This window comes from Streptomyces sp. NBC_00885, from assembly GCF_045207475.1.
Taxonomy (GTDB): Bacteria; Actinomycetota; Actinomycetes; order Streptomycetales; family Streptomycetaceae; genus Streptomyces.
This window is the reverse complement of sequence record NZ_CP108796.1, coordinates 4,536,267-4,558,385: the sequence shown is the minus strand read 5'-3', so window position 1 is coordinate 4,558,385 and position 22,119 is coordinate 4,536,267. Positions and strand designations below refer to the sequence as shown.

At 69.1% G+C, this 22,119-nt stretch carries 22 protein-coding genes and 1 pseudogene; 10 read left to right on the top strand and 13 right to left on the bottom strand.

Going from position 1 to position 22,119, the window contains the following annotated elements; all coding sequences use genetic code 11:
- Nucleotides 1-139: 139 nt before the first annotated feature.
- The 3 genes from ispF to OHA61_RS20725 all read right to left on the bottom strand — a co-directional run bounded on the left by ispF (nt 140) and on the right by OHA61_RS20725 (nt 2,157).
- The gene (gene ispF / locus OHA61_RS20735; RefSeq protein WP_406304267.1) at nt 140-628 is read right to left on the bottom strand and encodes a 2-C-methyl-D-erythritol 2,4-cyclodiphosphate synthase; all 489 of its coding nucleotides are present in this window, start codon (nt 626-628) and stop codon (nt 140-142) included.
- The gene (gene ispD / locus OHA61_RS20730; protein WP_361905667.1) at nt 618-1,355 is read right to left on the bottom strand and encodes a 2-C-methyl-D-erythritol 4-phosphate cytidylyltransferase; all 738 of its coding nucleotides are present in this window, start codon (nt 1,353-1,355) and stop codon (nt 618-620) included. Before ispD ends, ispF begins: the two co-directional genes overlap by 11 nt.
- Before the next feature lie 319 nt (nt 1,356-1,674).
- Nucleotides 1,675-2,157 carry a CarD family transcriptional regulator gene (locus tag OHA61_RS20725; protein ID WP_003953493.1) on the bottom strand — a complete coding sequence of 161 codons (483 nt, stop codon included), beginning with the start codon at nt 2,155-2,157 and terminating at the stop codon, nt 1,675-1,677.
- Nucleotides 2,158-2,770: 613 nt separating this feature from the next.
- Between OHA61_RS20725 and OHA61_RS20720 the strand changes: the two genes are divergently transcribed.
- Nucleotides 2,771-3,451, top strand: a complete 681-nt coding sequence (locus tag OHA61_RS20720; RefSeq protein WP_406304266.1) for a DUF461 domain-containing protein — start codon at nt 2,771-2,773, stop codon at nt 3,449-3,451.
- Nucleotides 3,452-3,571: 120 nt separating this feature from the next.
- Here OHA61_RS20720 and OHA61_RS20715 read toward each other — a convergent pair whose 3' ends face one another.
- The gene (locus OHA61_RS20715; protein WP_142217884.1) at nt 3,572-4,252 is read right to left on the bottom strand and encodes a response regulator transcription factor; all 681 of its coding nucleotides are present in this window, start codon (nt 4,250-4,252) and stop codon (nt 3,572-3,574) included.
- The gene (locus OHA61_RS20710; RefSeq protein WP_406304265.1) at nt 4,249-5,535 is read right to left on the bottom strand and encodes a sensor histidine kinase; all 1,287 of its coding nucleotides are present in this window, start codon (nt 5,533-5,535) and stop codon (nt 4,249-4,251) included. Before OHA61_RS20710 ends, OHA61_RS20715 begins: the two co-directional genes overlap by 4 nt.
- Nucleotides 5,536-5,745: 210 nt before the next feature.
- Between OHA61_RS20710 and phoU the strand changes: the two genes are divergently transcribed.
- Together phoU and OHA61_RS20700 are read left to right on the top strand one after the other, a co-directional pair.
- Nucleotides 5,746-6,423 carry a phosphate signaling complex protein PhoU gene (phoU, locus tag OHA61_RS20705; RefSeq protein WP_324989004.1) on the top strand — a complete coding sequence of 226 codons (678 nt, stop codon included), beginning with the start codon at nt 5,746-5,748 and terminating at the stop codon, nt 6,421-6,423.
- Nucleotides 6,424-6,528: 105 nt separating this feature from the next.
- Nucleotides 6,529-6,678 (top strand): hypothetical protein, encoded by a 150-nt coding sequence (locus OHA61_RS20700; RefSeq protein ID WP_361905660.1) that lies wholly within the window; start codon nt 6,529-6,531, stop codon nt 6,676-6,678.
- Nucleotides 6,679-7,757: 1,079 nt separating this feature from the next.
- Here OHA61_RS20700 and OHA61_RS20695 read toward each other — a convergent pair.
- Nucleotides 7,758-8,204, bottom strand: coding sequence for a GNAT family N-acetyltransferase (locus tag OHA61_RS20695; protein WP_406304264.1), 447 nt, complete (start codon nt 8,202-8,204; stop codon nt 7,758-7,760).
- Here OHA61_RS20695 and OHA61_RS20690 point away from each other — a divergent pair.
- Both OHA61_RS20690 and OHA61_RS20685 read left to right on the top strand, forming a co-directional pair.
- A pseudogene (locus OHA61_RS20690) lies at nt 8,194-8,343 on the top strand (site-specific integrase); the annotation flags it as partial. The gene OHA61_RS20695 and the pseudogene OHA61_RS20690 sit on opposite strands and share 11 nt — an antisense overlap.
- A 411-nt stretch (nt 8,344-8,754) precedes the next feature.
- Nucleotides 8,755-10,044, top strand: coding sequence for a hypothetical protein (locus OHA61_RS20685; RefSeq protein WP_406304263.1), 1,290 nt, complete (start codon nt 8,755-8,757; stop codon nt 10,042-10,044).
- Nucleotides 10,045-10,213: 169 nt separating this feature from the next.
- Here the strand turns inward: OHA61_RS20685 and OHA61_RS20680 are convergent, their stop codons facing one another.
- On the bottom strand, nt 10,214-10,972 hold the full coding sequence (locus tag OHA61_RS20680; protein ID WP_266481131.1) for a phosphoglyceromutase: 759 nt from the start codon (nt 10,970-10,972) through the stop codon (nt 10,214-10,216).
- Nucleotides 10,973-11,112: 140 nt separating this feature from the next.
- On the opposite strand from OHA61_RS20680, the gene OHA61_RS20675 reads away from it, so the two are divergent.
- Nucleotides 11,113-12,381, top strand: a complete 1,269-nt coding sequence (locus OHA61_RS20675; protein ID WP_406304262.1) for an MDR family MFS transporter — start codon at nt 11,113-11,115, stop codon at nt 12,379-12,381.
- Here OHA61_RS20675 and OHA61_RS20670 read toward each other — a convergent pair.
- From OHA61_RS20670 to mshA, 3 genes are all read right to left on the bottom strand, one after another.
- Nucleotides 12,371-14,065 carry a glycosyl hydrolase family 28-related protein gene (locus tag OHA61_RS20670; RefSeq protein ID WP_406304261.1) on the bottom strand — a complete coding sequence of 565 codons (1,695 nt, stop codon included), beginning with the start codon at nt 14,063-14,065 and terminating at the stop codon, nt 12,371-12,373. The genes OHA61_RS20675 and OHA61_RS20670 overlap by 11 nt on opposite strands.
- 348 nt (nt 14,066-14,413) lie before the next feature.
- The gene (locus OHA61_RS20665) at nt 14,414-14,905 is read right to left on the bottom strand and encodes a YbjN domain-containing protein (protein WP_406304260.1); all 492 of its coding nucleotides are present in this window, start codon (nt 14,903-14,905) and stop codon (nt 14,414-14,416) included.
- The gene (gene mshA, locus OHA61_RS20660) at nt 14,898-16,238 is read right to left on the bottom strand and encodes a D-inositol-3-phosphate glycosyltransferase (protein ID WP_406304259.1); all 1,341 of its coding nucleotides are present in this window, start codon (nt 16,236-16,238) and stop codon (nt 14,898-14,900) included. Before mshA ends, OHA61_RS20665 begins: the two co-directional genes overlap by 8 nt.
- Before the next feature lie 161 nt (nt 16,239-16,399).
- Here mshA and OHA61_RS20655 point away from each other — a divergent pair, with 161 nt between their 5' ends.
- From OHA61_RS20655 to OHA61_RS20645, 3 genes are all read left to right on the top strand, one after another.
- The gene (locus OHA61_RS20655) at nt 16,400-17,182 is read left to right on the top strand and encodes a class I SAM-dependent methyltransferase (protein ID WP_361905652.1); all 783 of its coding nucleotides are present in this window, start codon (nt 16,400-16,402) and stop codon (nt 17,180-17,182) included.
- A 222-nt stretch (nt 17,183-17,404) separates the two neighbouring features.
- Complete coding sequence (locus OHA61_RS20650) at nt 17,405-18,466, top strand: NlpC/P60 family protein (protein ID WP_406304258.1); 1,062 nt, start codon at nt 17,405-17,407, stop codon at nt 18,464-18,466.
- Nucleotides 18,467-18,678: 212 nt separating this feature from the next.
- Nucleotides 18,679-19,944, top strand: coding sequence for a PP2C family protein-serine/threonine phosphatase (locus tag OHA61_RS20645; protein WP_406304257.1), 1,266 nt, complete (start codon nt 18,679-18,681; stop codon nt 19,942-19,944).
- A gap of 28 nt (nt 19,945-19,972) precedes the next feature.
- Here OHA61_RS20645 and OHA61_RS20640 read toward each other — a convergent pair whose 3' ends face one another.
- The 3 genes from OHA61_RS20640 to OHA61_RS20630 all read right to left on the bottom strand — a co-directional run bounded on the left by OHA61_RS20640 (nt 19,973) and on the right by OHA61_RS20630 (nt 21,446).
- Complete coding sequence (locus OHA61_RS20640; protein WP_406304256.1) at nt 19,973-20,314, bottom strand: DUF2516 family protein; 342 nt, start codon at nt 20,312-20,314, stop codon at nt 19,973-19,975.
- 113 nt (nt 20,315-20,427) lie between these two features.
- Complete coding sequence (locus OHA61_RS20635; protein ID WP_389370441.1) at nt 20,428-21,006, bottom strand: hypothetical protein; 579 nt, start codon at nt 21,004-21,006, stop codon at nt 20,428-20,430.
- 32 nt (nt 21,007-21,038) lie between these two features.
- Nucleotides 21,039-21,446, bottom strand: a complete 408-nt coding sequence (locus tag OHA61_RS20630) for a helix-turn-helix transcriptional regulator (RefSeq protein WP_324989027.1) — start codon at nt 21,444-21,446, stop codon at nt 21,039-21,041.
- A 286-nt stretch (nt 21,447-21,732) separates the two neighbouring features.
- Here OHA61_RS20630 and OHA61_RS20625 point away from each other — a divergent pair, with 286 nt between their 5' ends.
- Nucleotides 21,733-22,089: a VOC family protein gene (locus OHA61_RS20625; RefSeq protein WP_406304255.1), complete on the top strand. Its 357-nt coding sequence runs from the start codon at nt 21,733-21,735 to the stop codon at nt 22,087-22,089.
- The last annotated feature ends 30 nt before the right edge of the window (nt 22,090-22,119 follow it).

The following is a 22,119-nucleotide window of genomic DNA, read 5'->3' as shown; positions in this document are numbered from 1 at the left end:
GTACCAGTGCCCCGCGCCCCTTGTGGGACGCGGGGACATGTTTGTGACTTTGTCCGAGCCCGATACGAGCCGGAGGCGGGCTGAAGGCGGGCCGGAGGCGGGGATTCCTGACGACAACTCGCCGTCCGTGCCGGGTATTTCACCCGTCCGCGCGGAACACCAGTGCCGTGGCGATCGCGGCAAGACCTTCTGCCCGTCCCGTCAGACCGAGCCCGTCCGTCGTGGTGCCCGATACCGAAACGGGCGCACCGACCGCCGCCCCGAGCGTCTTCTGCGCTTCGTCGCGCCGCTTGCCGATCTTCGGGCGTACGCCGATGACCTGGATGGCGACATTGCCGATCTCGAAGCCTTCGGCCCGTACGATCCGGGCCGCCTCGCCGAGCAGCGTGACGCCGGAGGCGCCGGACCACTCGGGCCGGGAGGTGCCGAAGTGGGCGCCGAGGTCGCCGACACCGGCCGCCGAGAAGAGCGCGTCGCAGGCGGCGTGGGCGGCGACGTCGCCGTCGGAGTGTCCGGCGAGGCCGTCCTCGCCCTCCCACAGCAGTCCGGCGCACCACAGCTCGCGGCCCGCCTCGAAGGCGTGCACGTCCGTGCCGACGCCGATCCGGGGGACAGGACTAGAAGCCATCGTTGGCCCTCCTGCGGGCGAGAACCGCCTCGGCGAGTACGAGATCGAGGGGGCGGGTCACCTTGAACGCCTCCTCGTGGCCGGGTACGACCACGACGGGCTCGCCGAGCTGCTCGACCATGCTCGCGTCGTCGGTGACGTTGTCGGTCACCGTCTCGTGGGCGCGCACGAGGGTCTCCCGCTCGAAGCCCTGCGGGGTCTGCACGGCACGCAGCCTGGCCCGCTCGGGCGTCGCGAGGACCGGCTCGGGCGAGCCGTCCGTGCGGGGCTCGACTTCCTTCACGGTGTCGGCGAGGGGCAGCGCGGGCACGACGGCCACAGCTCCGTCGCGTACGGCCTCGATCACCGCGTCGACCGTGTCGACGGGCACCAGCGGCCGGGCCGCGTCGTGGACCAGCACGGCGTCGATGCCGGGCGGCAGGGCGTCCAGGCCGAGCTTCACGGACTCCTGGCGGGTGTCACCGCCGGGGACGACCAGGAAGTCGGTCCTGTCCGGAAGTGCATGGTCGGCGAGGAGGGACTTCACTTCCGCGGCACCGTCGGGCGGGGCCACCACGACGACGAGCGAGACGGCGCGGGATGCGGCCATGGCTCGTACGGCGTGGATGAGCATGGGCGTGCCGTTCAGCGTACGGAGCGCTTTGGGGGCGCCCGGGCCGAGCCGTACGCCCCGGCCGGCCGCCGGGATCACCGCTGCGGTGCGGAACGGGGGCGATTGGTCAGACATCGGTTGCACTCCGGCAGGTTTGTTTCCTTGGCCGACATGGGTATGGCCACAGCGTGCCGGGCGCGACGCCTTGACCGGACCCTTCCGTGACAACTGGTCTGCGCCAGCCGCCCGGGCCCGGCACACCAAGTGGGGCAGGGTGCCGCGCGTGCGGCGAGTGGGGATTCACGAGCGATACACGAAGCGATACACGACACGAGCGATTCACGAGCGGCGATTCACCGGCGCAGACGAACATGCCGCAGCGCCCGGCGACAGGACTGTCATCACAGCATGTCAGCGGGCACCGCGGCACTTTATTGATTCCAACGCCGGTGCGTCAGGACGCGAGGACCTCGTCGAGCAGAGCCTCGGCCTTGTCTTCGTTGGTGTTCTCCGCGAGGGCGAGCTCGCTCACCAGGATCTGGCGCGCCTTGGCGAGCATGCGCTTCTCACCAGCGGAAAGCCCACGCTCCCGCTCGCGACGCCACAGGTCACGCACTACTTCGGCGACCTTGATGACATCGCCGGAGGCGAGCTTCTCGAGATTTGCCTTGTAGCGGCGGGACCAGTTCGTCGGCTCTTCTGCATACGGTGCGCGCAGCACCTCGAAGACCCGGTCGAGCCCGTCCTGACCGACCACATCGCGAACGCCCACGAACTCCGCATTGTCCGCCGGCACGCGAACCGTCAGGTCGCCCTGAGCGACCTTCAGCACCAAGTAGGTCTTGTCCACGCCTTTGATCTGGCGAGTTTCGATGGCCTCGATCAGCGCGGCCCCGTGATGGGGATAGACCACGGTGTCGCCAACCTTGAACGTCATGTGACAGGTACCCCTTCCGTGGCTATCCAGGGTAACACGGAAACGGCTTCTTCTGAATGGCGTTTTCGCAGGTCAGGGCATATCTCGGGGCTTGACAACAGCAACACGAACGTGCTGCGGGCGGCTTCCGGAAGGGGGTATTCGCAGGTCGGAGCGGCTGCGCGGGCGGACCGAAACGCGCACGTTACACCCGGCGCAAGCCCCTCCAGAGAGGCCGAACGTCCCGATTTGCCGGATTCCAAGCGGTGAACTTCCCGTACTCCGTTCGGCGGTCGGTCACCCGTACGGACGGATGCGCCGCCGAATCCGGAATTGATCACCGGAACGTATTCGGTAAGGAATGTGAGGCCGCCGTGGAATTGATCAACATGGTTATGTGAACGGCGTACGAAGAGCGGCGTACGAATCGGCAGGATCGCACTGCGGTGCTCGGCGAGTCCCGAGCGGCGGGCGGAGGCGGCCGGCGAAGGGGCGGGTCGGGTGCGGGGCGGGCGCGGGCGCTCGGTAACCTAAGCGCGAACTGACACGGGCTTAGCGATCTGCATGCCGGTTTCCACGCCAGTTCAACAGCCTGTCCGTAGCCAGTCCGTACGTCCAAGGAGATGCCGCCGCCGTGAGCCGCAGCCTTCGACGCGGCGCCCTCGCCGCTACCGCCATCGTGTTCTCGATCGCCGCGCTCTCCGCCTGCGGAGCCGGCATGAACGCGCAGACCCTTGAAGTCCGGCCGGACAATGCCGAGACGACGGTCGACAGCATCAAGATCCAGAACGCGACGGTGCTCATCCAGCCGCAGGCGGAGGCGGAGGGTCCGGCGGTCGTCTCCGCGACGCTCTTCAACACCGGCTCTCAGCCGCAGACGCTCGACGCGATCACGCTGCCGGGGCTGAGCGCTCCGGTGAAGCTGTCCGCCGCGAAGGGCTCGGGATCGATCACGATTCCGGCGCAGGGCTCGATCATCGTCGGCGGCGCGGGTAACGCGGCCGCTGTGATCGAGAAGGGCGAGGAGGCGTCGAAGAACGCGGGAGGCGTGCAGAACGTCGTCTTCCGCTTCAGCGAGACCGGCGACGTGAACGTGCAGGCGCTGGTCCTCCCCGCGAAGAGCTACTTCGAGGGGTACGGGCCGAGCACGCTGCCGAAGCCGTCGGAGAAGCCCTCGACGGAGCCCACCGGCACGCCGTCCGGCACCCCGTCGGGTTCGGCCACGGGCCAGGCGGGCGAGCCGGGCAACGGCCAGTCCGGCGAACCGGACACCGCGTCGGACTCCGCCTCGGCATCCCAGAGCGCGGGCCACTGACACACACGAGGGCGCCCCGCCAGAACTTCTCTGGCGGGGCGCCCTCGTGTTGTCGCCGGAAGTCGCCTGTCCACGGCTCATGCGCGGCGCCGGACCCGGTCCTTCTGGCGGCGGGCCGGTTTACGGCTCGAACTTGTAGCCCAGGCCCCGCACCGTCACCAGGTACCTCGGCGCACCCGGGTCGGGCTCGATCTTGGCGCGCAGGCGCTTGACGTGAACGTCCAGCGTCTTGGTGTCGCCCACGTAGTCCGCACCCCAGACCCGGTCGATCAGCTGCATACGGGTCAGCACCCGGCCCGCGTTGCGCAGCAGCATCTCCAGCAGGTCGAACTCCTTCAGCGGGAGGTCGACCTTTCCGCCCGAGACCGTGACGACGTGACGGTCCACGTCCATCCGGACCGGGCCCGCCTCCAGGGCCGCGGGGGTGACCTCCTCCGGCTCGCCGCGGCGGCGCAGGACCGCGCGGATGCGGGCGACCAGCTCCCGCGAGGAGAAGGGCTTGGTGACGTAGTCGTCGGCTCCTATTTCCAGCCCGACGACCTTGTCGATCTCACTGTCCTTGGCGGTCACCATGATCACCGGGACATTCGAGCGGCCGCGCAGCTGGCGGCACACCTCGGTGCCCGGCAGCCCGGGCAGCATCAGGTCGAGGAGGACGAGGTCGGCGCCATTGCGCTCGAACTCGTCGAGACCCTCGGGCCCCGTGGTCGCGATGGCGACCTCGAAGCCCTCCTTGCGGAGCATGTAGGACAGGGCGTCGCTGAATGATTCCTCATCCTCGACGACGAGCACTCGGGTCACGGAAGGACCTCCGGGGCAGGAATTTCGCTGTTCGGATCGGTGTCGTAAGGCCGGTCGTCGTCCTCGTCGACGCGATCCGGTCCGGTGGATGAACGGTCCCGCACGGCCCCCGCTTCGGGAAGCCGCAGGGTGAAAGTGGAGCCCTGTCCCTCGGAGCTCCACACCGTGACCTCCCCGCCGTGCGAGGCGGCCACGTGTTTGACGATAGCCAGTCCCAGGCCGGTGCCCCCGGTGGCCCGGGACCGGGCGGGGTCGACGCGGTAGAACCGCTCGAAGACCCGCTCACGGTCCTTCTCGGAGATGCCGATGCCCTGGTCGGTGACGGCGATCTCGATGAGATCGCCGCCGGGCGCGGACACGCGACGTGCGGAAATCCCGACCCGGGTGCGGGCCGGGGAGTAGTTGACGGCGTTCTCGACGAGGTTGCCGAGTGCCGCGGCGAGCTGGCCGCGATTGCCCCAGATGTGCAGGGCGGCGGTACCTCCCCCAGAGCCTTCGGCCTGGGAGGTACCCCCGACGGCCATGGTGATCTGCTTGGTGGACGCGGGATGCCGGGAGCGGTCGATGGCTTCGGCGATCAGTTCGTCCACACGTACAGGTTCGGCGTCCTCCAGCGGGTCGTCGTTCTGCACCCTGGAGAGGTCGATGAGCTCCTGTACGAGATTGGTGAGCCGGGTCGCCTCGATCTGCATGCGGCCGGCGAAGCGTTCCACCGCTTCGGGGTCGTCCGAGGCGCCCATGACCGCCTCGGAGAGCAGGGAGAGCGCGCCGACCGGGGTCTTGAGCTCATGGCTGACGTTGGCGACGAAGTCGCGCCGCACCGCTTCTATCCGGCGGGCCTCGGTGAGGTCCTCGACGAGCAGCAGCACGAGCCGGGAGCCGAGGGGGGCCACCCGGGCGGAGACGGCGAGGGCCTCGCCGCGGCCGGTGCCGCGCCGGGGCAGATCCAGTTCGACCTGCCGTATCTCGCCGTCCCGGCGGGTGTCGCGGGCCATGTGCAGCATCGGCTCGACGGCGAGTTTCCCGCCGCGCACCAGACCGAGGGCGTACGCCGCGGAGCTGGCCTTGACGACGGAGTCGCTCTCGTCGAGGACGACCGCGGAGGAGCGGAGCACGGACAGGACCGTGTCGACGCCGGGCGGCAGCACGGCGTCGGTGTGCAGGGAGGTGCGGGTGGGTCGCGCCTGGTCGCGTTCGCTCCAGCGGAACGCCAGCATGGCGATGACACCGGTGCACAACCCGGCGATCGCTGCCGCTGCGGCGACCGCCGCGTTCACGTCCATGCACCCAGGTTATGCGTGGCCGGGGAGATGCTCCCAGCCAAACGGGTGGCACCTCGAACAGTCGTCGCTCAGAGTTCACCAAGGGGATAGGGCTGATTCACTTCCGGGGGAGGCTCCGGACGCGTAACGGACAGACCGTGGGAGCGTGGGGGTCCGAAACACACCCCCTGACCTACCCGGACCCCGGTCGCATCAAGAGAGGGACATCCCATGCGGGACGCGTACCACGAGGAACTGGACTCGATCGGCGAGGGCCTGGTCGAGATGGCCCGGCTGGTCGGGTCGGCGATCGGGCGCGCCACCACGGCCATGCTCGACGCCGATCTCAAGCTCGCCGAGAGCGTGATCGCCGCCGACCAGAAGGTCGACGACCTGCAGCACGACCTGGAGGCACGGGCGATCGCCCTGCTGGCGCGGCAGCAGCCGGTCGCGACGGATCTGCGGATCGTGGTGACCTCGCTGCGGATGAGCGCGGACCTGGAGCGCTCGGGCGACCTGGCCCAGCACGTGGCCAAGCTGGCCCGGCTGCGCTTCCCCGACTCCGCGGTGCCGCACGACCTGCACGCGACCATCCTGGAGATGGGGCAGCTGGCGCAGCGGCTGATGGCCAAGGCGGCGGAGGTCATCATCACCAAGGACGTCGACCTGGCGCTCCAGCTGGAGACGGACGACGACGAGATGGACCTGCTGCACCGCACGCTCTTCCAGCACCTGATGGACGACCGCTGGAAGCACGGCATCGAGACCGCCGTGGACGTGACGCTGCTCGGCCGCTACTACGAGCGCTTCGCGGACCACGCGGTGTCGGTCGCCAAGCGGGTCGTCTACCTGGTGACGGGCGAGCACGCGGACGAGCTCCAGCCGCCGACGCAGGTCGAGGGCGCGTAGTTCCCCGCGGGGTGCGATATGCCTCCACGCGCTGTTGATGCGCCCGCGCGAGCGGGCATGCAATGGGCAGTGGCGGCACATCTCGTACGCCTATGAGGAGGGACCATGACCCCATCCCCCACGAGCGACCCTCAGCAGGAAACCCCTGACGAGGTGGTGTTCCTGCCCGTGCTCGGCGCCTGCGGCTGCGGCTCGGGCTGCGGTTGCGGCTGCCAGTCGGGCGGACCGTGCCAGTGCGGCGGCTGCTGCGGCTAGGTGATTTGTTACGTGCGCGTGGAGTTACGTACGTGCACGTACAGTTGAAAGGGCTCCGAATTCCCTTGCGGACGGGGCCCTTTCACCTGCGGCTCAAGGGGACGGCAGCGACAAGCCCCCTGCCCGCGGAACTCGCGGGCAGGGGGCTCATATGTGCCTGGGCGCTACTTCTTGCCCTGGGTCTGACCGGCCTATTTTTCGTCCCTGGTCAGAGAGCCGTACACCCCGACTGACCTGCGGCTGAATGGTCGTTGGTGGTCGTCGTTGGTCGTTGCTGGTCGTCCTCGGACGGCCCCCAGACGGCCCTGCTCAGAACTGAGAACGTCCGCTTCTCCGACCGCCAGGCGGGTGGAGCTGCCCCGGCGTGAGTCTCTTGCTGCGGACCTTGCGGCCCGTATCCAGGGTGGCGACGATCTGCGCCGTCTTCACTCCCCACAGCCCCAGGCGGCTACAGCGCAACTCATGCGGGATCCCCGCAAGGGGGCCAATGGACAGAGGCCCATCCCAGTCCCGCCGCAACAAGGGTCCGAGAGTCTGGGATCTCCAAGGAAGGCAGCTGGACCCACATCTCTACCGCTTCAACCTGGACGTTGGTTGCGCTTCGGTTCAGCAGACGCAGGCTGAAGACCACGTCATCGTTGTCCGGGTCGGAAGCGTCCAGCGCCAAACCGGCGTGTTCCAGCACTACCTCAACCCTGGGTCGCATCCGTCGGTAGGTCATGTAGGAGACCGACATGTTGAGCCCCGCAACAGCGGCCCCGCCGATGGCGATGCCTCGGGCCCACCAGTCAGCCATGACCAACCCCCTACGCCGTGCCGGATACCGTGGGTCAAGTGTGCTCATCCGTCCGTCCGGTGGCTCCCGTTTTGAGGAAGCTCTGCGGTAGCCCCTCTTGGGCTGGCTGTAACTCCTCACAGCCTCTGGGCATGGCAGAAGCCCCTACCGAAAATCGGCAGGGGCATTTCAGTGACCTACAAGGCTTCGTGTACGAGCTGTCTGCCGAGGCATGGTCATAGCCGGATCGTTGAGGTCGACATGTCGTCGAGCCTTGCCGTCGCACCGGTGTCAGGGACTGATGTCAGGTGGTTTCGTCCTCGAAGCCGCGGTCAGCCGGCGCAGCGGGGCGCTGCGCGAGCCACCCGGACACGCGCGGCCCCCCGTTCACCGCACCACCCTCTCGGACAGTGCGCACGTGCGTGAACCCCTGCCGGAGGTAGTACCGCTGTAGCGCCTCGTTCGTCGTCCACGCGTCAAGGCGCAGCCATTTCGCAGCATCTCGATACGCCCTGTCGCCTGCCCAGTCGAGAAGCCGGCCGCCAAGGTTCTGCCCGGCATGGGTCCGGGCCACGGTCAGCTTGGTGACGAAACGGGATGGCTCCCCCAACTCCTGTTCCGTCCACAGGCCCTCTTCTACATCCGGCGTGAGTGTGATGGTGGCTGCTGTTACGTCGCCGTCCATGACCATGAATACGGAACCCGCCTCAATCGTGGCGAGTAGCCGGTCAGCCGGATAGGGACGCTGCATCAAGGCCGTCAGCGAGTACCTGGGGCACTCCGATCCGGGGCTCACCCTGAAGGTGTACGCCCATCTGATGCCGAGCAGCCGGGACCGTGCAAGGAAGGCTCTCGGTAGGGCGCTCAGGCCCCAAGATCACCCGCACTGACGGCCCACAGACGGCCCCAGAAAGGCAACAGCCCCTCATCTGCGCCGAACGCGCAGGTGAGGGGCATGATCACCAAAGTTACTACTTCTTGCCCGTTCTTAGCCCCTGGTCAGCGGGCCGCGCATCCCATCTGACCTGCGGCTGTGCGGTCGCTGCCGGTCGTCGTTGGTCGTTGTCGGTCGTCCTCGGACGGCCCCCGGTGGCCGGGCAACTCGAGTGCCTGGGCAAGCTGCGTGCCGGTTGCGGATGAACGACGATGAAGAGACAGGGAGCTGCCCGGTTCTGTAGCTTCCGCCCCGCAGGGCGCATACCGCCGTAGCGCGCCGAGGACCGCGGCGGAGGGAGTTCGCCGTGGACCCACGCGCCGCCTCCGGCCCGGAGGAGCATGGCCGAGGTAGGCCGAGCGGCCCGTTGGACGATGCCGAACGAGCGGAGTACGAGCGACTCCGGCGCACTCTCGGCACGCGACACCGTCGTCTGCGACTCTGGGGAGCTTCCCTGCTTCTCACGCTGGCTGTTCTGCTCGCACCCATCAGCGTCGTCGCCACGTGGATAAATTCCGAGGTCACCGATGTTGATCGGTATGTGCAGACCGTCTCACCTCTCGCCAGGGACCCCGCCGTCCAGGATCTGATGGTTGATCGTGTCACTGACGGTCTGGTCGAAAACATTGACGTTCGCAAGATCTCCGACGCGCTCGCCGACACTCTGGCCGACCATGATGCACCCCGCTGGCTTGTCGACGCGGCCAGGTCACTGGATGAAGAGCTCAAGGGCGGACTGACGACCGGCGTGCGCTACACGGTCGAGAGGGTGGTGACGAGCGACGCCTTTGCCAAGGCGTGGGACAGCATCCACCGTGGCGCGCACACCGCCGCGATGAATGTGCTCACCGGGGAGGGAGGCGGAGCGCTCGAGGTCAAGGGCGACACCATCACACTGAACGTCGGAACTGTGATCGAGGAAGTGCAGAAGCAACTGCTCGGCGTGACGCTTGTCGGGGCAGAAGACATTCCCGGGGCCGACAAGTCGATCGTGCTGGTGCAGAACGACAATCTGAGTGAGGCCCGTGATGCTGCCCGCTGGCTCGGCGTCGTCGGCCCGTGGTTGCCCTTGGCGGTGGTTGTGCTCGCCGGGCTGGGCATCTGGGCGGCACCTTCACGCCGGGTCGCGCTGATGGCCGTCGGCATCGGCATCAGCATCATGATGTGCGGGCTGCTGGTAGGAGTCGCCGTCATGCGCCAGATCTATCTGGATGCGGTGCTTCCGGTAGCCCAGTCGCAGGACGCCGCGGCAGCCGTCTACGACACCCTGGTGAGGTTCCTCCGGCAGGCCATCCTCACAGTGCTCCTCACGGCCGTGCTCACTGTGATCGCGGGGTATCTGTACGGACAAGGCCGCGGTGCCGTTGCCGTGCGCTCAGCCGCGGCCCGAAGTACCGAAACCGCCGGGCACGCGCTCGCCCGGACCGGGTTGACGACAGGTGCCGTCGGACAGTGGCTGCGCACGAACCGGCCCCTGACCACAGGCGCCGTCATCGGCGCCGGGGGCCTCACCCTCTTCCTGTGGAACTACCCCACGCCCTCCTCCGTGGCCCTTCTGCTCCTGCTCGTCGTGGTTGTCCTCGTGATCCTGGGCGTCCTTGCCGCTGCGGACGGAGCGGAGCAACCTGGGGCATTCCGATCCGGGGGCTCACGCTGAAGGTGTACGCGCACTGATACGTAGCAGCCAGGACCGCGCAAGGAACGCTCGCGGCAGGGCCCTCAGGCCCGAAGATCACCCGCACTGACGGCCCACAGACGGCCCCAGAAAGGCAACAGCCCCTCATCTGCGCCAAACGCGCAGGTGAGGGGCATGATCACAAGGACTACTACTTCTTGCCCTGATTCTTGACCGCCTCGATCGCCGCCGCGGCCGCGTCCGGGTCCAGGTACTTTCCGCCCTTGGTGAGCGGCTGGAAGTCGGCGTCCAGCTCGTAGTAGAGCGGGATGCCGGTCGGGATGTTCAGGCCCGTGATGTCCGCGTCGGAGATGCCGTCGAGGTGCTTGACCAGGCCGCGCAGGGAGTTGCCGTGCGCGGCGACCAGGACGGTGCGGCCCGCCAGGAGGTCCGGGACGATGCCGTCGTACCAGTACGGCAGCATGCGCTCGACGACGTCCTTGAGGCACTCGGTGCGCGGACGCAGCTCGCTCGGGATCGAGGCGTAGCGCGGGTCGTCGCTCTGCGAGAACTCCGTGCCGTCCTCGAGGACCGGCGGCGGGGTGTCGTACGAACGGCGCCAGAGCATGAACTGCTCCTCGCCGAACTCGGCCAGGGTCTGCGCCTTGTCCTTACCCTGCAGCGCGCCGTAGTGACGTTCGTTCAACCGCCAGGAGCGGTGGACCGGGATCCAGTGGCGGTCCGCGGACTCCAGCGCCAGCTGCGCCGTGCGGATGGCGCGCTTCTGGAGCGAGGTGTGCAGTACGTCGGGGAGCAGGCCGGCGTCCTTGAGCAGCTCACCGCCGCGGACTGCCTCCTTCTCGCCCTTCTCCGTGAGGTTGACGTCCACCCAGCCGGTGAACAGGTTCTTCGCGTTCCAGTCGCTCTCGCCGTGGCGGAGGAGGATCAGCTTGTACGGTGCGTCGGCCATGCGTACGAGACTAATGGACGCCGATGTCGGCGTGTCGGTTGACGTCCCCCGTCAATTGACTGGCGGCCGGGCCCCCGGCATCTGTAACTTGCGGAGGCCTGCCAAGCCACTTACAGCGCCTGTTCCCCGGGGGAATCCACATGTCCATAGGCTCTCTGCGACGTGCCGCGAGAGACAGCGTCTCGGGGCTGCCCCGTGAGTTCTGGTGGCTGTGGACGAGCACCCTCGTCAACCGGCTCGGAGCCTTCGTCGCGACGTTCATGGCGCTGTATCTGACCGTTGACCAGGGCTACTCGGCCTCGTACGCCGGACTCGTGGCCGCGCTGCACGGACTCGGCGGTGTCGTCTCCTCGCTCGGCGGCGGTGTGATGACCGACCGGCTCGGGCGGCGGCCCACACTGCTGATCGGGGAGACCTCCACGGCCGTCTCCGTCGCGGTGCTCGGCTTTGTCCAGCACCCCGTGGCGATCGCGGCGGTCGCCTTTGTCGTGGGCATGGCCTCCAACGCCTCCCGGCCCGCCGTGCAGGCGATGATGGCCGACATCGTCCGTCCTGAGGACCGGGTGCGGGCCTTCTCGCTCAACTACTGGGCGATCAACCTGGGCTTCGCAATCTCCGCGGTGGCCGCCGGATTCGTCGCCGAGCACAGCTATCTCGCCGGTTTCCTGGGTGAGGCGGCCATGACGCTGATCTGCGCGATCCTCATCTTCTTCAAGCTGCCCGAGTCGCGGCCCGAGCGTGTGGAGACGAAGGGCGCGCCGGTGGAGCCGCAGATCAGCATGCTGACCGTCCTGCGCGACGGGCGGTTCATGAGCGTCGTCACACTGTCGTTCCTGATCGCGCTGATCTTCATGCAGGGGCACGTCGGGCTGCCGCTGGCGATGGGGGCGGACGGTTTCTCCAGCTCGGACTTCGGTATGGCGATCGCGGTCAACGGTGTGCTGATCGTGGCCCTGCAGATCCCGGTCACCCGCTACATCGAACACCGCGACCCGCGCCGGCTGCTGATCATCTCCTCGCTGCTCGCGGGATACGGCTTCGGGCTCACCGTCTTCGCCGCGTCGATCGCCGTCTACGCGCTGACCGTGTGCGTCTGGACACTGGCCGAGATCGTCAACGCGCCCACCCAGACAGGGCTCGTGGTGCGGCTCTCGCCCCTGCACGGCCGCGGCCGCTACCAGGGCATGTACACCCTGTCCTGGTCGGTGGCCGCGCTGGTCGCCCCGCTGCTCGCCGGTTTCGTCATCGACCGGTTCGGGGCCGAGTGGCTGTGGGGCATGTGCGCGGCCCTCGGCACGGTGGCGGGGCTCGGGTACTGGCTGCTGATGCGCGGCTTGCCGCAGGAGGACGCCCCCGGGGATGCCGCGTCCCCGGAAGACACCGAGAAGGCGGCGGCGGTCAGCGCCTGAGGGCCCGCTGCGCCTCGTACAGATTGCGGGGATGCACGGCCCCGGGGCTGCCGTACGCCTCCAGGCGGGAGTTCAGCGCACCGCCGAAGTCCGGGACGTCGGTCTGGTCGAACTCGCGGACCGTACTGATGGCGACGGTCGCGCTGTACGGGGCGATCTCGTCGATCTTGACCAGGCCCGCGCGTTCGTTGGTGACGGTGACGTTCCAGTGCGTGAACCGGGCGCCATAGAGGGGTCCCGCGGATGCGTCGCCGCCGTGGCGGCCGTTGTTGTCGACCGTGATGTCGGTACGGACGTTCGCGAACGGCATGCCGCGGTGGGTGTCGAAGGTGCCCATCTCCATCCGCCCGCGCGACCAGACGTTGTGGCTGGACAGGCCCTCCACATTGATGCCGTGGAGCTGGGTGCCCGCCGGGGCCGGGACGGTGCGCCGGGCGATGGTGAAGTCCTCGACGAGGTTGTCGTGCGAACCCTCGCGGCAGAAGTACGGATGGTGGGAGCCGCGGCCCTCGACGCGGGTGCGGCGCAGGGTGCATGCGGAGGCGGCGACGAGGCCGAAGCCGTTGTCGACATGGCGGACGGTGATGTCATCGGCCCAGCAGTCGTACGCGCACTGGAAGGTGACGCCGTTGTAGCCCTTGTCGAGGAGGTGCTGGGACTGCGGGGTCTCGGTCGCCTCCAGCGTCAGGCCCTCGACACCGGAGCCGGTGAGCGCAGTGACGAGGGTGACGATGCGGGGGTCCCATTCGGGGCGTATGTCGAGCGGCAGGGGGCGCTCGAAGGTGACCCTGTTCGGCTTGACCGCCGTGATGCGTACGGGCCATTCGTAGGGGACGTAGCTGGTCAACTTGGTCTTGTCGTCCCAGACATACGCCTCGGGGCCCGCGCCGCCGCCCGCCATGTGTTCCAGGAGAGTGTGGCCCGCGTCGTCGGCGAGGCGGAGCAGGACTAGCTGTCCGCGGCGCAGTGCCGTTGTGTCGTCCACGGTGACGGACCAGTCGCCGCGCCGGGCGGGCCGGACGGTGGCGAGAGTGCGCCACTCGTCGCGCCTGTTGCCGGTCCAGCCCTCGAAGGGCCAGACCCTGCCTTTGATGGCGGTGGTGAGGCTGTCCCAACGGTCCTTCGGGCAGAGCCAGATGAGTCCTCCGGCCCAGGACCAGGAGGACTTGTCACCGCCGTAGCGGCTGCCGTAGGGGCCGACGAGCGCGGTGAGGTTCTTCGTCGCGAACAGCGTGGTGCGGCCGCTGCCGGCGCCGCGCAGGACGACATTGCTGTGCCCGATGCGGATGAGGTCGTCGATGCGGTAGGTGCCGGCGGGGAGGTGAACCGTGCCGCCGCCGCGTTCGCCCACAGCGGTGACGGCACGGTTGATGGCGGGAGCGGCGTCGGCGGAGCCGTCCCGCTCGGCCCCGTAGTCAAGGACGTTGGCCCGCACGGGGCGCCGGGGGAAGTGTTCGGCACCGCGGCGGCTGCCCGCTCGTCCGACGTAGGGGATCTGGGGGTGGGTGTACGGGGTGCGGCGGAACTCGGCCCAGAGGGGGGACGTTTCGGCGGCGACGGCGGGGCGGGTGCCGGTGCCGGTGCCTGGGCCGACGATGCCGGCTGCGGCGACGGCTGTGGCGCTGGTGAGCAGGGTGCGTCTGCTGATGGCGCGGTGACCGGTCTCCATGAGCCCGCCTTTCATGGATGTGAACTATGTTCAGGTGTGCGTGTGTGTTGGCGGTGAGCATGCCATGGGTTGCGGGGCGCGGGAAGTGTTTGCGCGGGGGTTCGTGGCGGCGGGCGGGGCGCCTGCGGCGGGCTTGTTCCCCACCCCGCCCCTTCCCGTAACCGGGGCTCCGCCCCGGACCCCTTGCGGGGGCTCCGCCCCCGAACCCCCGCGCCTCAAACGCCGGCGGGGCTGAATTCTTCAGCCCGTCCGGCGTTTGAGGACATGCGGCCGAAGGTCGCATACGGGGTCCGGGGCGAAGCCCCGCCGGGGGCCTGGGGGCCTGCCCCCAGTTACGGGAAGGGGCGGGGTGGGGGAACCCCCTCAGCCCTGAGTCAGATGCGTGAACGCATCCAGGTTCCGCGTCGACTCCCCCCGCGACACCCGCCACGCATACTCCTTGCGGATCGCGCTCGCGAAACCCATCTCCAGCAGCCTGTTGAACGCCCCGTCCGCCGCCTCCAGCACCGTGCCCAGGACGCGGTCCAGCTCCTCCGGGGTGATCACGGAGAGCGGGAGGCGGCCAGCCAGGTAGATGTCGCCGAGGCGGTCGATCGCGTAACTCACCCCGTACAGACGCAGATTGCGCTCAAGGAGCCAGCGGTGCACCGCCGCGTCGTTCTCGTCGGGGTGGCGGATGACGAAGGCGTTGACCGACAGGGAGTGCTTGCCGACACGCAGGGAGCAGGTCGTCGACAGCTTGCGGGTACCGGGGAGTTTGACTACGTACGAGCCGGTTTCCGGGCTCTCCCACTCGAGTTCTGCGTCCTTCAGCGTCTGCTCGATGACCTGCACCGTCTGCTGTACGTCAGCCATGGTGCGAGCGTACCCGGCGGCGGTGTTCGTACATCGCCGCCGTGTAGACGTCCGCCGTCGCCGATGCCGCCGTGTCCCAGCCGAAGGACTCGGCGTGCCGGGCGGCCGCGGTGCCCATGCGGGTGATCAGGGACGGGTCGGCGATGAAGCGGTGCAACGCGTCGGAGTAGTGGGCCGGGTTGTGGCCCTGGACGAGGAAGCCGGTCTGCTCGCCCCGTACCGCCACCGGCAGGCCACCGACGGCCGCGGCAACCACCGGAGTGCCTGCCGCCTGGGCCTCGATCGCCACCAGGCCGAAGGATTCGCTGTACGAGGGCATGACGAGCGTGGACGCGGCCCGGAACCAGTCCGCGAGCAGGTCCTGGCCGACCGGCGGCTGGAAGTGGACGAGGTCCGCGATGCCGAGGCGGGCGGCCAGTTTCTGCAGGCTCTCGGGCTTTGCCAGGCCCGTCCCGCTCGGGCCGCCGACGATCGGCACGAAGAGCCGGGAGCGCAGCGAGGGGTCCCGCTCCAGAAGGAGCGCGACCGCGCGAAGCAGGATGTCGGGGGCCTTCAGCGGCTGGATACGGCCCGCGAAGAGCGGGACGAAGGCATCCTGGGGCACCCCGAGGCGGGCCCTGGCGGCGGCGCGGCCGTCGGCGGGCCGGAAGCGGTCCAGGTTCACGCCGGGATGGACGACGGCCACCTTCGCGGGGTCGGCGTCGTAGAAGCGGACGAGTTCGTCGGCCTCCTCCGCGGTGTTGGCGATGAGCCGGTCCGCGGCGGCGACGACCTGGGTCTCGCCGATGACGCGGGAGGAGGGCTCGGGCGTGTCGGACTCGGCGAGCGCGGCGTTCTTGACCTTGGCCATGGTGTGCATGGCGTGTACGAGCGGGACGCCCCACCGTTCGGCGGCGAGCCAGCCGACATGGCCGGAGAGCCAGTAGTGGGAGTGGACGAGGTCGTAGTGGCCGGGGCGGTGTCCGGCCCAGGTCTGCATCACACCGTGCGTGAAGGCGCACAGCTGCGCCGGGAGGTCTTCCTTGGCCAGTCCCTCGTATGGTCCGGCGTCGACATGGCGTACGAGCACGCCGGGCGCGAGTTCGACGACCGGCGCCAGCTCGCCCGCGGTCGCCCGCGTGAAGATCTCGACCTCGATGTTGATCGCCGCGAGCCGCTTGGCGAGTTCGACGATGTAGACGTTCATGCCGCCCGCGTCGCCGGTTCCCGGCTGGTGCAGCGGGGAGGTGTGGACGCTGAGCATGGCGATCCGGCGCGGCTTGCGATGACCGCCGGGGAACCTGATGCGTGGAGCCACCAGACCACTGCCGAGGCGCGAGACGTACTGGCTCACGTCGAAGGTCCTCCTCGCTCCGGGCAGGGCGTACTGCGGGCCTCAGCAGCCCTTCAGAGCCTCTTCAACAGCGGAGATCCCTCTTCCATTTCCATCGCCGCCCCCTTTTGCCAAATCATTACCGTCCGGAGGCCGTGTCGTGAGCGCATACCCTCGCTTCTATGACCCGCCCCGTCGGAGCCGCGACCCGCGGGACGACCAACCCCAACCGCCTGCGCCGCATGGACCGCTGGATCGCGGCCACCCACGGCCCGGCGCTGCGCCGGGGCGACGCACCCGTGGCCGTCGACCTCGGTTACGGCGCCGCCCCCTGGACCGCCCTGGAACTGCTCCAGCGGCTGCGCACCGCCGACCCCCGCTGCGAGGTCGTCGGCATCGAGATCGACCCGGCGCGGGTCGCGGCGGCGAAGCCGTACGAGCGCGAGGGGCTCAGCTTCCTCCACGGCGGCTTCGAGGTGCCCCTCACAGCGCGGCCGGCGCTGATCCGGGCGGCCAATGTGCTGCGCCAGTACGACGAGGGCGAGGTCGCCGCCGTCTGGGCGCGCCTGTGCGCCCGCCTCGCCCCGGGCGGGCTGCTCGTCGAGGGGACCTGCGACGAGATCGGGCGGCGGCACGTGTGGGTGGCGCTGGGCCCGGAGGGCCCGCGCACGGTCACCTTCGCGACCCGCCTCGGCTCCCTGGAGCGCCCGTCCGACCTGGCCGAGCGCCTCCCCAAGGCGCTGATCCACCGCAATGTGCCGGGCGAGCCGGTGCACGCGTTCCTGCGGGACTTCGACCGGGCGTGGGCGGCGGCCGCTCCGTACGCCTCGCTGGGCGCCCGGCAGCGCTGGATCAGGGCCGTACGGGATCTGGCGGCCGACTGGCCGCTCGCGGACGCGCGGGGGCGCTGGAGGCAAGGTGAAGTCACGGTGAACTGGGGCGCCCTCGCACCCAATTCCAGATGACTCGTGGCCCTCGCCGGATGAACATTCTCGAACACGGGAACGGCCAGGGCGCGTTGTTCGTCCCTGACGGGTGGGGTTGATCCACCAGTCGGCAGAACGCGGCCGGTTGGCCCTGTCGGTTTCGTGGGTGTCGTGGCACCATCGCGACGTCACTCGTAAGTTACTGACGGTAAATCACAAGTCAGGTGTTCCGGCGTCCACCCGGAGCCAGGAGGGGGAGTCGTGAACCGACGCCGCTGTGCCACTGCCGCGATCACTCTGGTCTGCGCTCTGACCGTGCTGGCGTCGCCGGGCCAGGCCTTCGCGGCCCCCGAGCCGCCGCCTGCAACGCCGGGCACGCGCGTGCACCAGAAGTCGCTGGAAGACGTGCGCCTGGAACTCGACGCCCTGTACCGCAAGGCCGCGTCCGCGACCGACGCGTACAACCTCGCCGAGGAGCAGACCGAAAGGCAGTCCGCCGAGATCGTCAGGCTGGCCCAGGAGATCGTGAAGGGCCAGGCTCGGATCGAGGAGCTGAGAAACCGCGCGGGCGCCGCCGCCCGCGCCCAGTACCGCGGCGGCGGCCTGCCGACCGAGGCGCAGCTGATGCTCACCGACGACCCGCAGCTCTTCCTGGACAGCGCGGGCCGGATCGCGCAGGGCCAGAAGGCCACCAAGGACCTCATCGGCGAACTGACCAGGACACAGGCCGACTTGGCGTCCTACAGCAAGGACGCGAGCGCCCAGTGGCAGAAGCTTGAGGCCAACCGCCTCAAGCAGGCCAAGGCGAAAAAGGAGATCAACACCCAGATCGCCGCGGCCAAGTCGATAGAGGACAAACTGGAGAAGGAGGAGCGGGCGCGGCTCCTCGAGCTGGAGCAGCAGGCTCAGTACAAGGCGCAGACGGCCTGGCTGAGTTCGGGCGTGCTCAAGGAGATCAACGGCAAGTCGAGCGAACAGGGCAAGAAGGCGGTCCACTTCGCCACGGCCCAGGTCGGCAAGCCGTATGTGTGGGGCGCCGAGGGCCCGGGTTCGTACGACTGCTCGGGGCTGACGTCCCAGGCGTGGGCGGCGGCCGGCCGGGGCATCCCGCGCACCTCGCAGGAGCAGTGGCGGCTGCTGCCCAGGATCGACATCAGGGACATGCGGCCCGGCGACTTGATCATCTATCACGCGGACGCCAGCCATGTGGGTATGTACATCGGCGACGGTGCGATCGTGCACGCACCGCGGCCCGGGCGGAATGTGACGATCGCGGGTGCGGGCTCAATGGCGATTCTCGGAGTCGTACGTCCGGACAAGTGACGCATCGGCGACGCAGAGGTAGCGGGTACGTGACGTTCGTCATGGCTCGCTGAGCAAGTACTGAGCAAGTACCTCCCCATGCGCGGCATATGCCATCGGCCGTGTGCTCCAGAGCATTCCGCTCCGGCGCCAGGTACCGCTATGGTCCCGGTCTGGCGGGGCGTCGATCGTCGCCCTGCCGCCCTCGGGGGGAGGGAAGGAAACCGGAACCGATGCCCGTACCCGTACCGCGACAGAGACCTGTCCCTGCCGTGGAAACCGCCCATGGGAGCTCCGGCCCGAGCATGAGCTCAGGCGCGGGCTCCAGCGGCGACCTCACGCTACTGGTGATCGAGGACGACCCGGCGGGCACCCTCTCCGTCCCCGAACTGCTCGACGCGGCCGGGACCCGGGTCCGTATCCGCAGCGCCCGCAATCTCACCGAGGCCGAGCGGCTGCTCACGGACGACGTCCACTGCATCCTCGTCGACCTCGCGCTGCCCGGCCCCGGCGGCGACGAGCTCGGCCCGCTCAACCACGTACTGCGCCTCGCGCCGCGCCATGCGGTCCTCGCCCTGACGACATCGGGCGACGCCGAGCGTGCCGCCGAAGCGGTGCGGGTGGGGGCGCAGGACCATCTCTTCCGCGACGAGCTCGACGGGCGGCTGCTGAGTCGCGCCATCCGCTACGCGGTGGAGCGAAAACGCGCGGACACGGTCCAGGTGAAACTCGCCGAGTCCCGGCTGCGTGCCCAGGAGAACGCCCGTCTGGAGCGCGGCCTGCTGCCCACCCCCCTGCTCGAGGGCTCGGACCTGCGCTTCGCCGCGCGCTACCGGCCCGGCCGCTCGCGCGCGCTGCTCGGCGGCGACTTCTACGACACGGTCCGCACCCCGGACGGCACGGTTCACGCGATGATCGGCGACGTCTGCGGGCACGGCCCCGACGAGGCGGCGCTCGGCGTGGAGCTGCGCATCGCCTGGCGCGCCCTGACCTTCGCGGGCCTGTGCGGGGACGAGCTGCTCTCCACGCTCCAGCAGGTTCTGGAGCACGAGCGGGAGAGCGAGGAGATCTTCGCGACGCTCTGCACGGTCGACATCGCACCGGACGGCCGGCGGGCGGGCCTGTGCCTGGCGGGCCACCCGACACCGCTCGTCACCCGGAACGGCCGGGCGGCACAGCTGCTTCCGTACGACGACGGCGGCCCGGCGCTGGGTCTGCTGCCGCGCGCACGCTGGCCGCGCCGCCAGGTGGAGCTGGGGGCCGCGTGGAGCCTGATGATGTACACCGACGGGCTGATCGAGGGACGCCAGGGACCGGGCGAGAAGCAGCGGCTGGGCCAGGACGGAATGCTGGAGATGATCAACCGGCAGCTGGCCGCGGGGCTCGAGGGCGAGGCGCTGCTGGAATCGGCGGTCGCGGAGGTGCGCGAGCTGAACGGCGGGGAGCTGACGGACGATGTGGCCGTGCTGCTGCTCAGCAGAAACGGCTCTTGCCGCTAGGTCCTGTGGTTACCGGTAGACCCTTTGGCTACCGGCCGCCGTTGTACGGCCCGTAGGGACCGTCGCTGCTGGAGCCTTTGCCGCGGCGGCCGCCGCCGCCCGAGACCTGCTTGAGGGCGGGCCGTACGTCCACGAAGAAGACGATGGTGGCGATCAGCCCGGCGATCGACAGGAACAGCACGGAGACGAACATGTTCACCGCGACCGTGATGCCCAGGATGATCAGCCAGAAGGACTTGGTCTGCTTGCCGGCCGCGCGGTAGGCGTCGTCGCGGGCGAACGCGGCCATGACCAGCGCAGTTACTGCGGTGACCAGGAAGACCAGATCCAGCACCAGCCAGAGTGTGAAGTCGAATCCCGCGCGCAACATGCTGAGCACCGCCTAGTGAGTGGTTGGTAGCGCCTCCGCGGCCAAGGTACCGGGAGAACGTGCCGGGCACCCCAAAGGTGCCCGGCCGTTCTGCACGTACCCCGTCCCGGGCCTTACTTGGCCGACGGGGTGGTCTTCTTCGCAACGGGCTTGCGCGCCGTGGCCTTGCGGGCCGCCGGAGCGGACTTCTTCGCCTCGGCCTTCGGCTCGCTCTCGGCCGCGGGCTGCGCCGTCTCCGGCTCGGGCTCGACGGCCACGGCGATCTCGGCGATCTCCTCGGCGGCCTCGCCGCGCCAGGCCTTCACGGCCTGCTCGCCGTGCTCGGCGACCTTCTCGTACGTCTCACGGGCCTTGACGGCGTACTCGGCTGCCACGCCGACACTGCGCAGCGCCAGGTCCTGAGCACTCTCGCCCAGCTTCTTCAGGTCGGTGTCGAGATTCCCGATCACCTCGGTGACCTTGGCCTGGACGGTGGCCTGGGCCTCCTTGGCCTGGGTGGTCACCTTCTCCTGGACGGTCTTGGGGTCGGTGTTGCGCACGGCCTCGATACGGCTCGGGGCCTCGGCCTTGAGCTGCTCGATCAACGCGGGAACCTTCTTCGCCTGCTGAACGGCGAGGTCGGCCGTGCCGGCCGCGAAGTAGAGGGGGGTCGGGTCGGTGAGGGTCTTACGCAGGTCATCGGTGATGGCCATGACTGTGGTCCTCCCGGAGCGCAGTTCGGTGTTCAGACTGAGGGTTTCGCGGCATCACTACCGTCGGCCGTGCGGGGGCCGTCAGCGGCGGTGTCCTCTCCGTTTTCCTTGCGGAAGGACTCGTAGATCTGCAGCAGCACTTGCTTCTGCCGCTCGTTTATCGAGGGGTCGGCGAGGATGACGGCACGCGTCTCCAGCTCGTCCCGCTCCCGCTCGTCGAGAATCCCGGCCCGGACGTAGAGCGTCTCCGCGGAGATCCGCAGGGCCTTGGCGACCTGCTGCAGGACTTCAGCGCTCGGCTTACGCAGACCGCGCTCGATCTGACTCAGATACGGATTGGACACCCCGGCGGCGTCGGCGAGCTGCCGCAGGGAGAGCTGCGCGGTGCGCCGCTGCTCGCGCAGATACTCGCCGAGGTTGCCGACGTTGAGTGATGCCATACCTCGAGGGTGCCCGCCATTGCTAACTTTTGCAAGCACCTGCTTGCAAAAGTGTTCCAGGCAACACGCCTCTGCGTCTCACGGGCTGTCCGGCAGATGACCGGACCAGACTGATCAGGAATCGAGAAGCGCCGGACCCGAGCCGCGGCTAGCGTGGCCGCCAGGACGAACGGCGGGCGGTGAACCCGCCGTCCGGGGCGATCGGCCCCTCGATTTTCCGGACTCCCCTATGTCTTTGTCTGCAAGCCAGACAATCCCGACCGGACCCGCGACGTCAGGAGCGACCATGACCGGCTCTTCCACCCAGGGAATCAAGACCGTGCTGCATCCCGTGTCCGACCTGGCGACGGCCAAGGAGGTGTACGCCGCCCTGCTCGGCGTACCGCCGCAGACCGACGAGTCCTACTACGTCGGCTTCGAGGCCGGGGGCCAGCACATCGGGCTGGTGCCGGGCGGTGGACAGCAGGGCATGACCGCACCGGTGACCTACTGGCACGTGCCGGACATCGAGGCGAAGCTGGCCGAGGTCACCGCCGCGGGTGCCACCGTGAAGGAGCCCGCGCACGACGTCGGTGGCGGCCGCCTGGTGGCCACCGTCACCGACCCCGACGGCAACGTCCTCGGGCTGCTTCAGGACCGATGAAAGATCGAGACAGGCGACCATGGCGGAGAC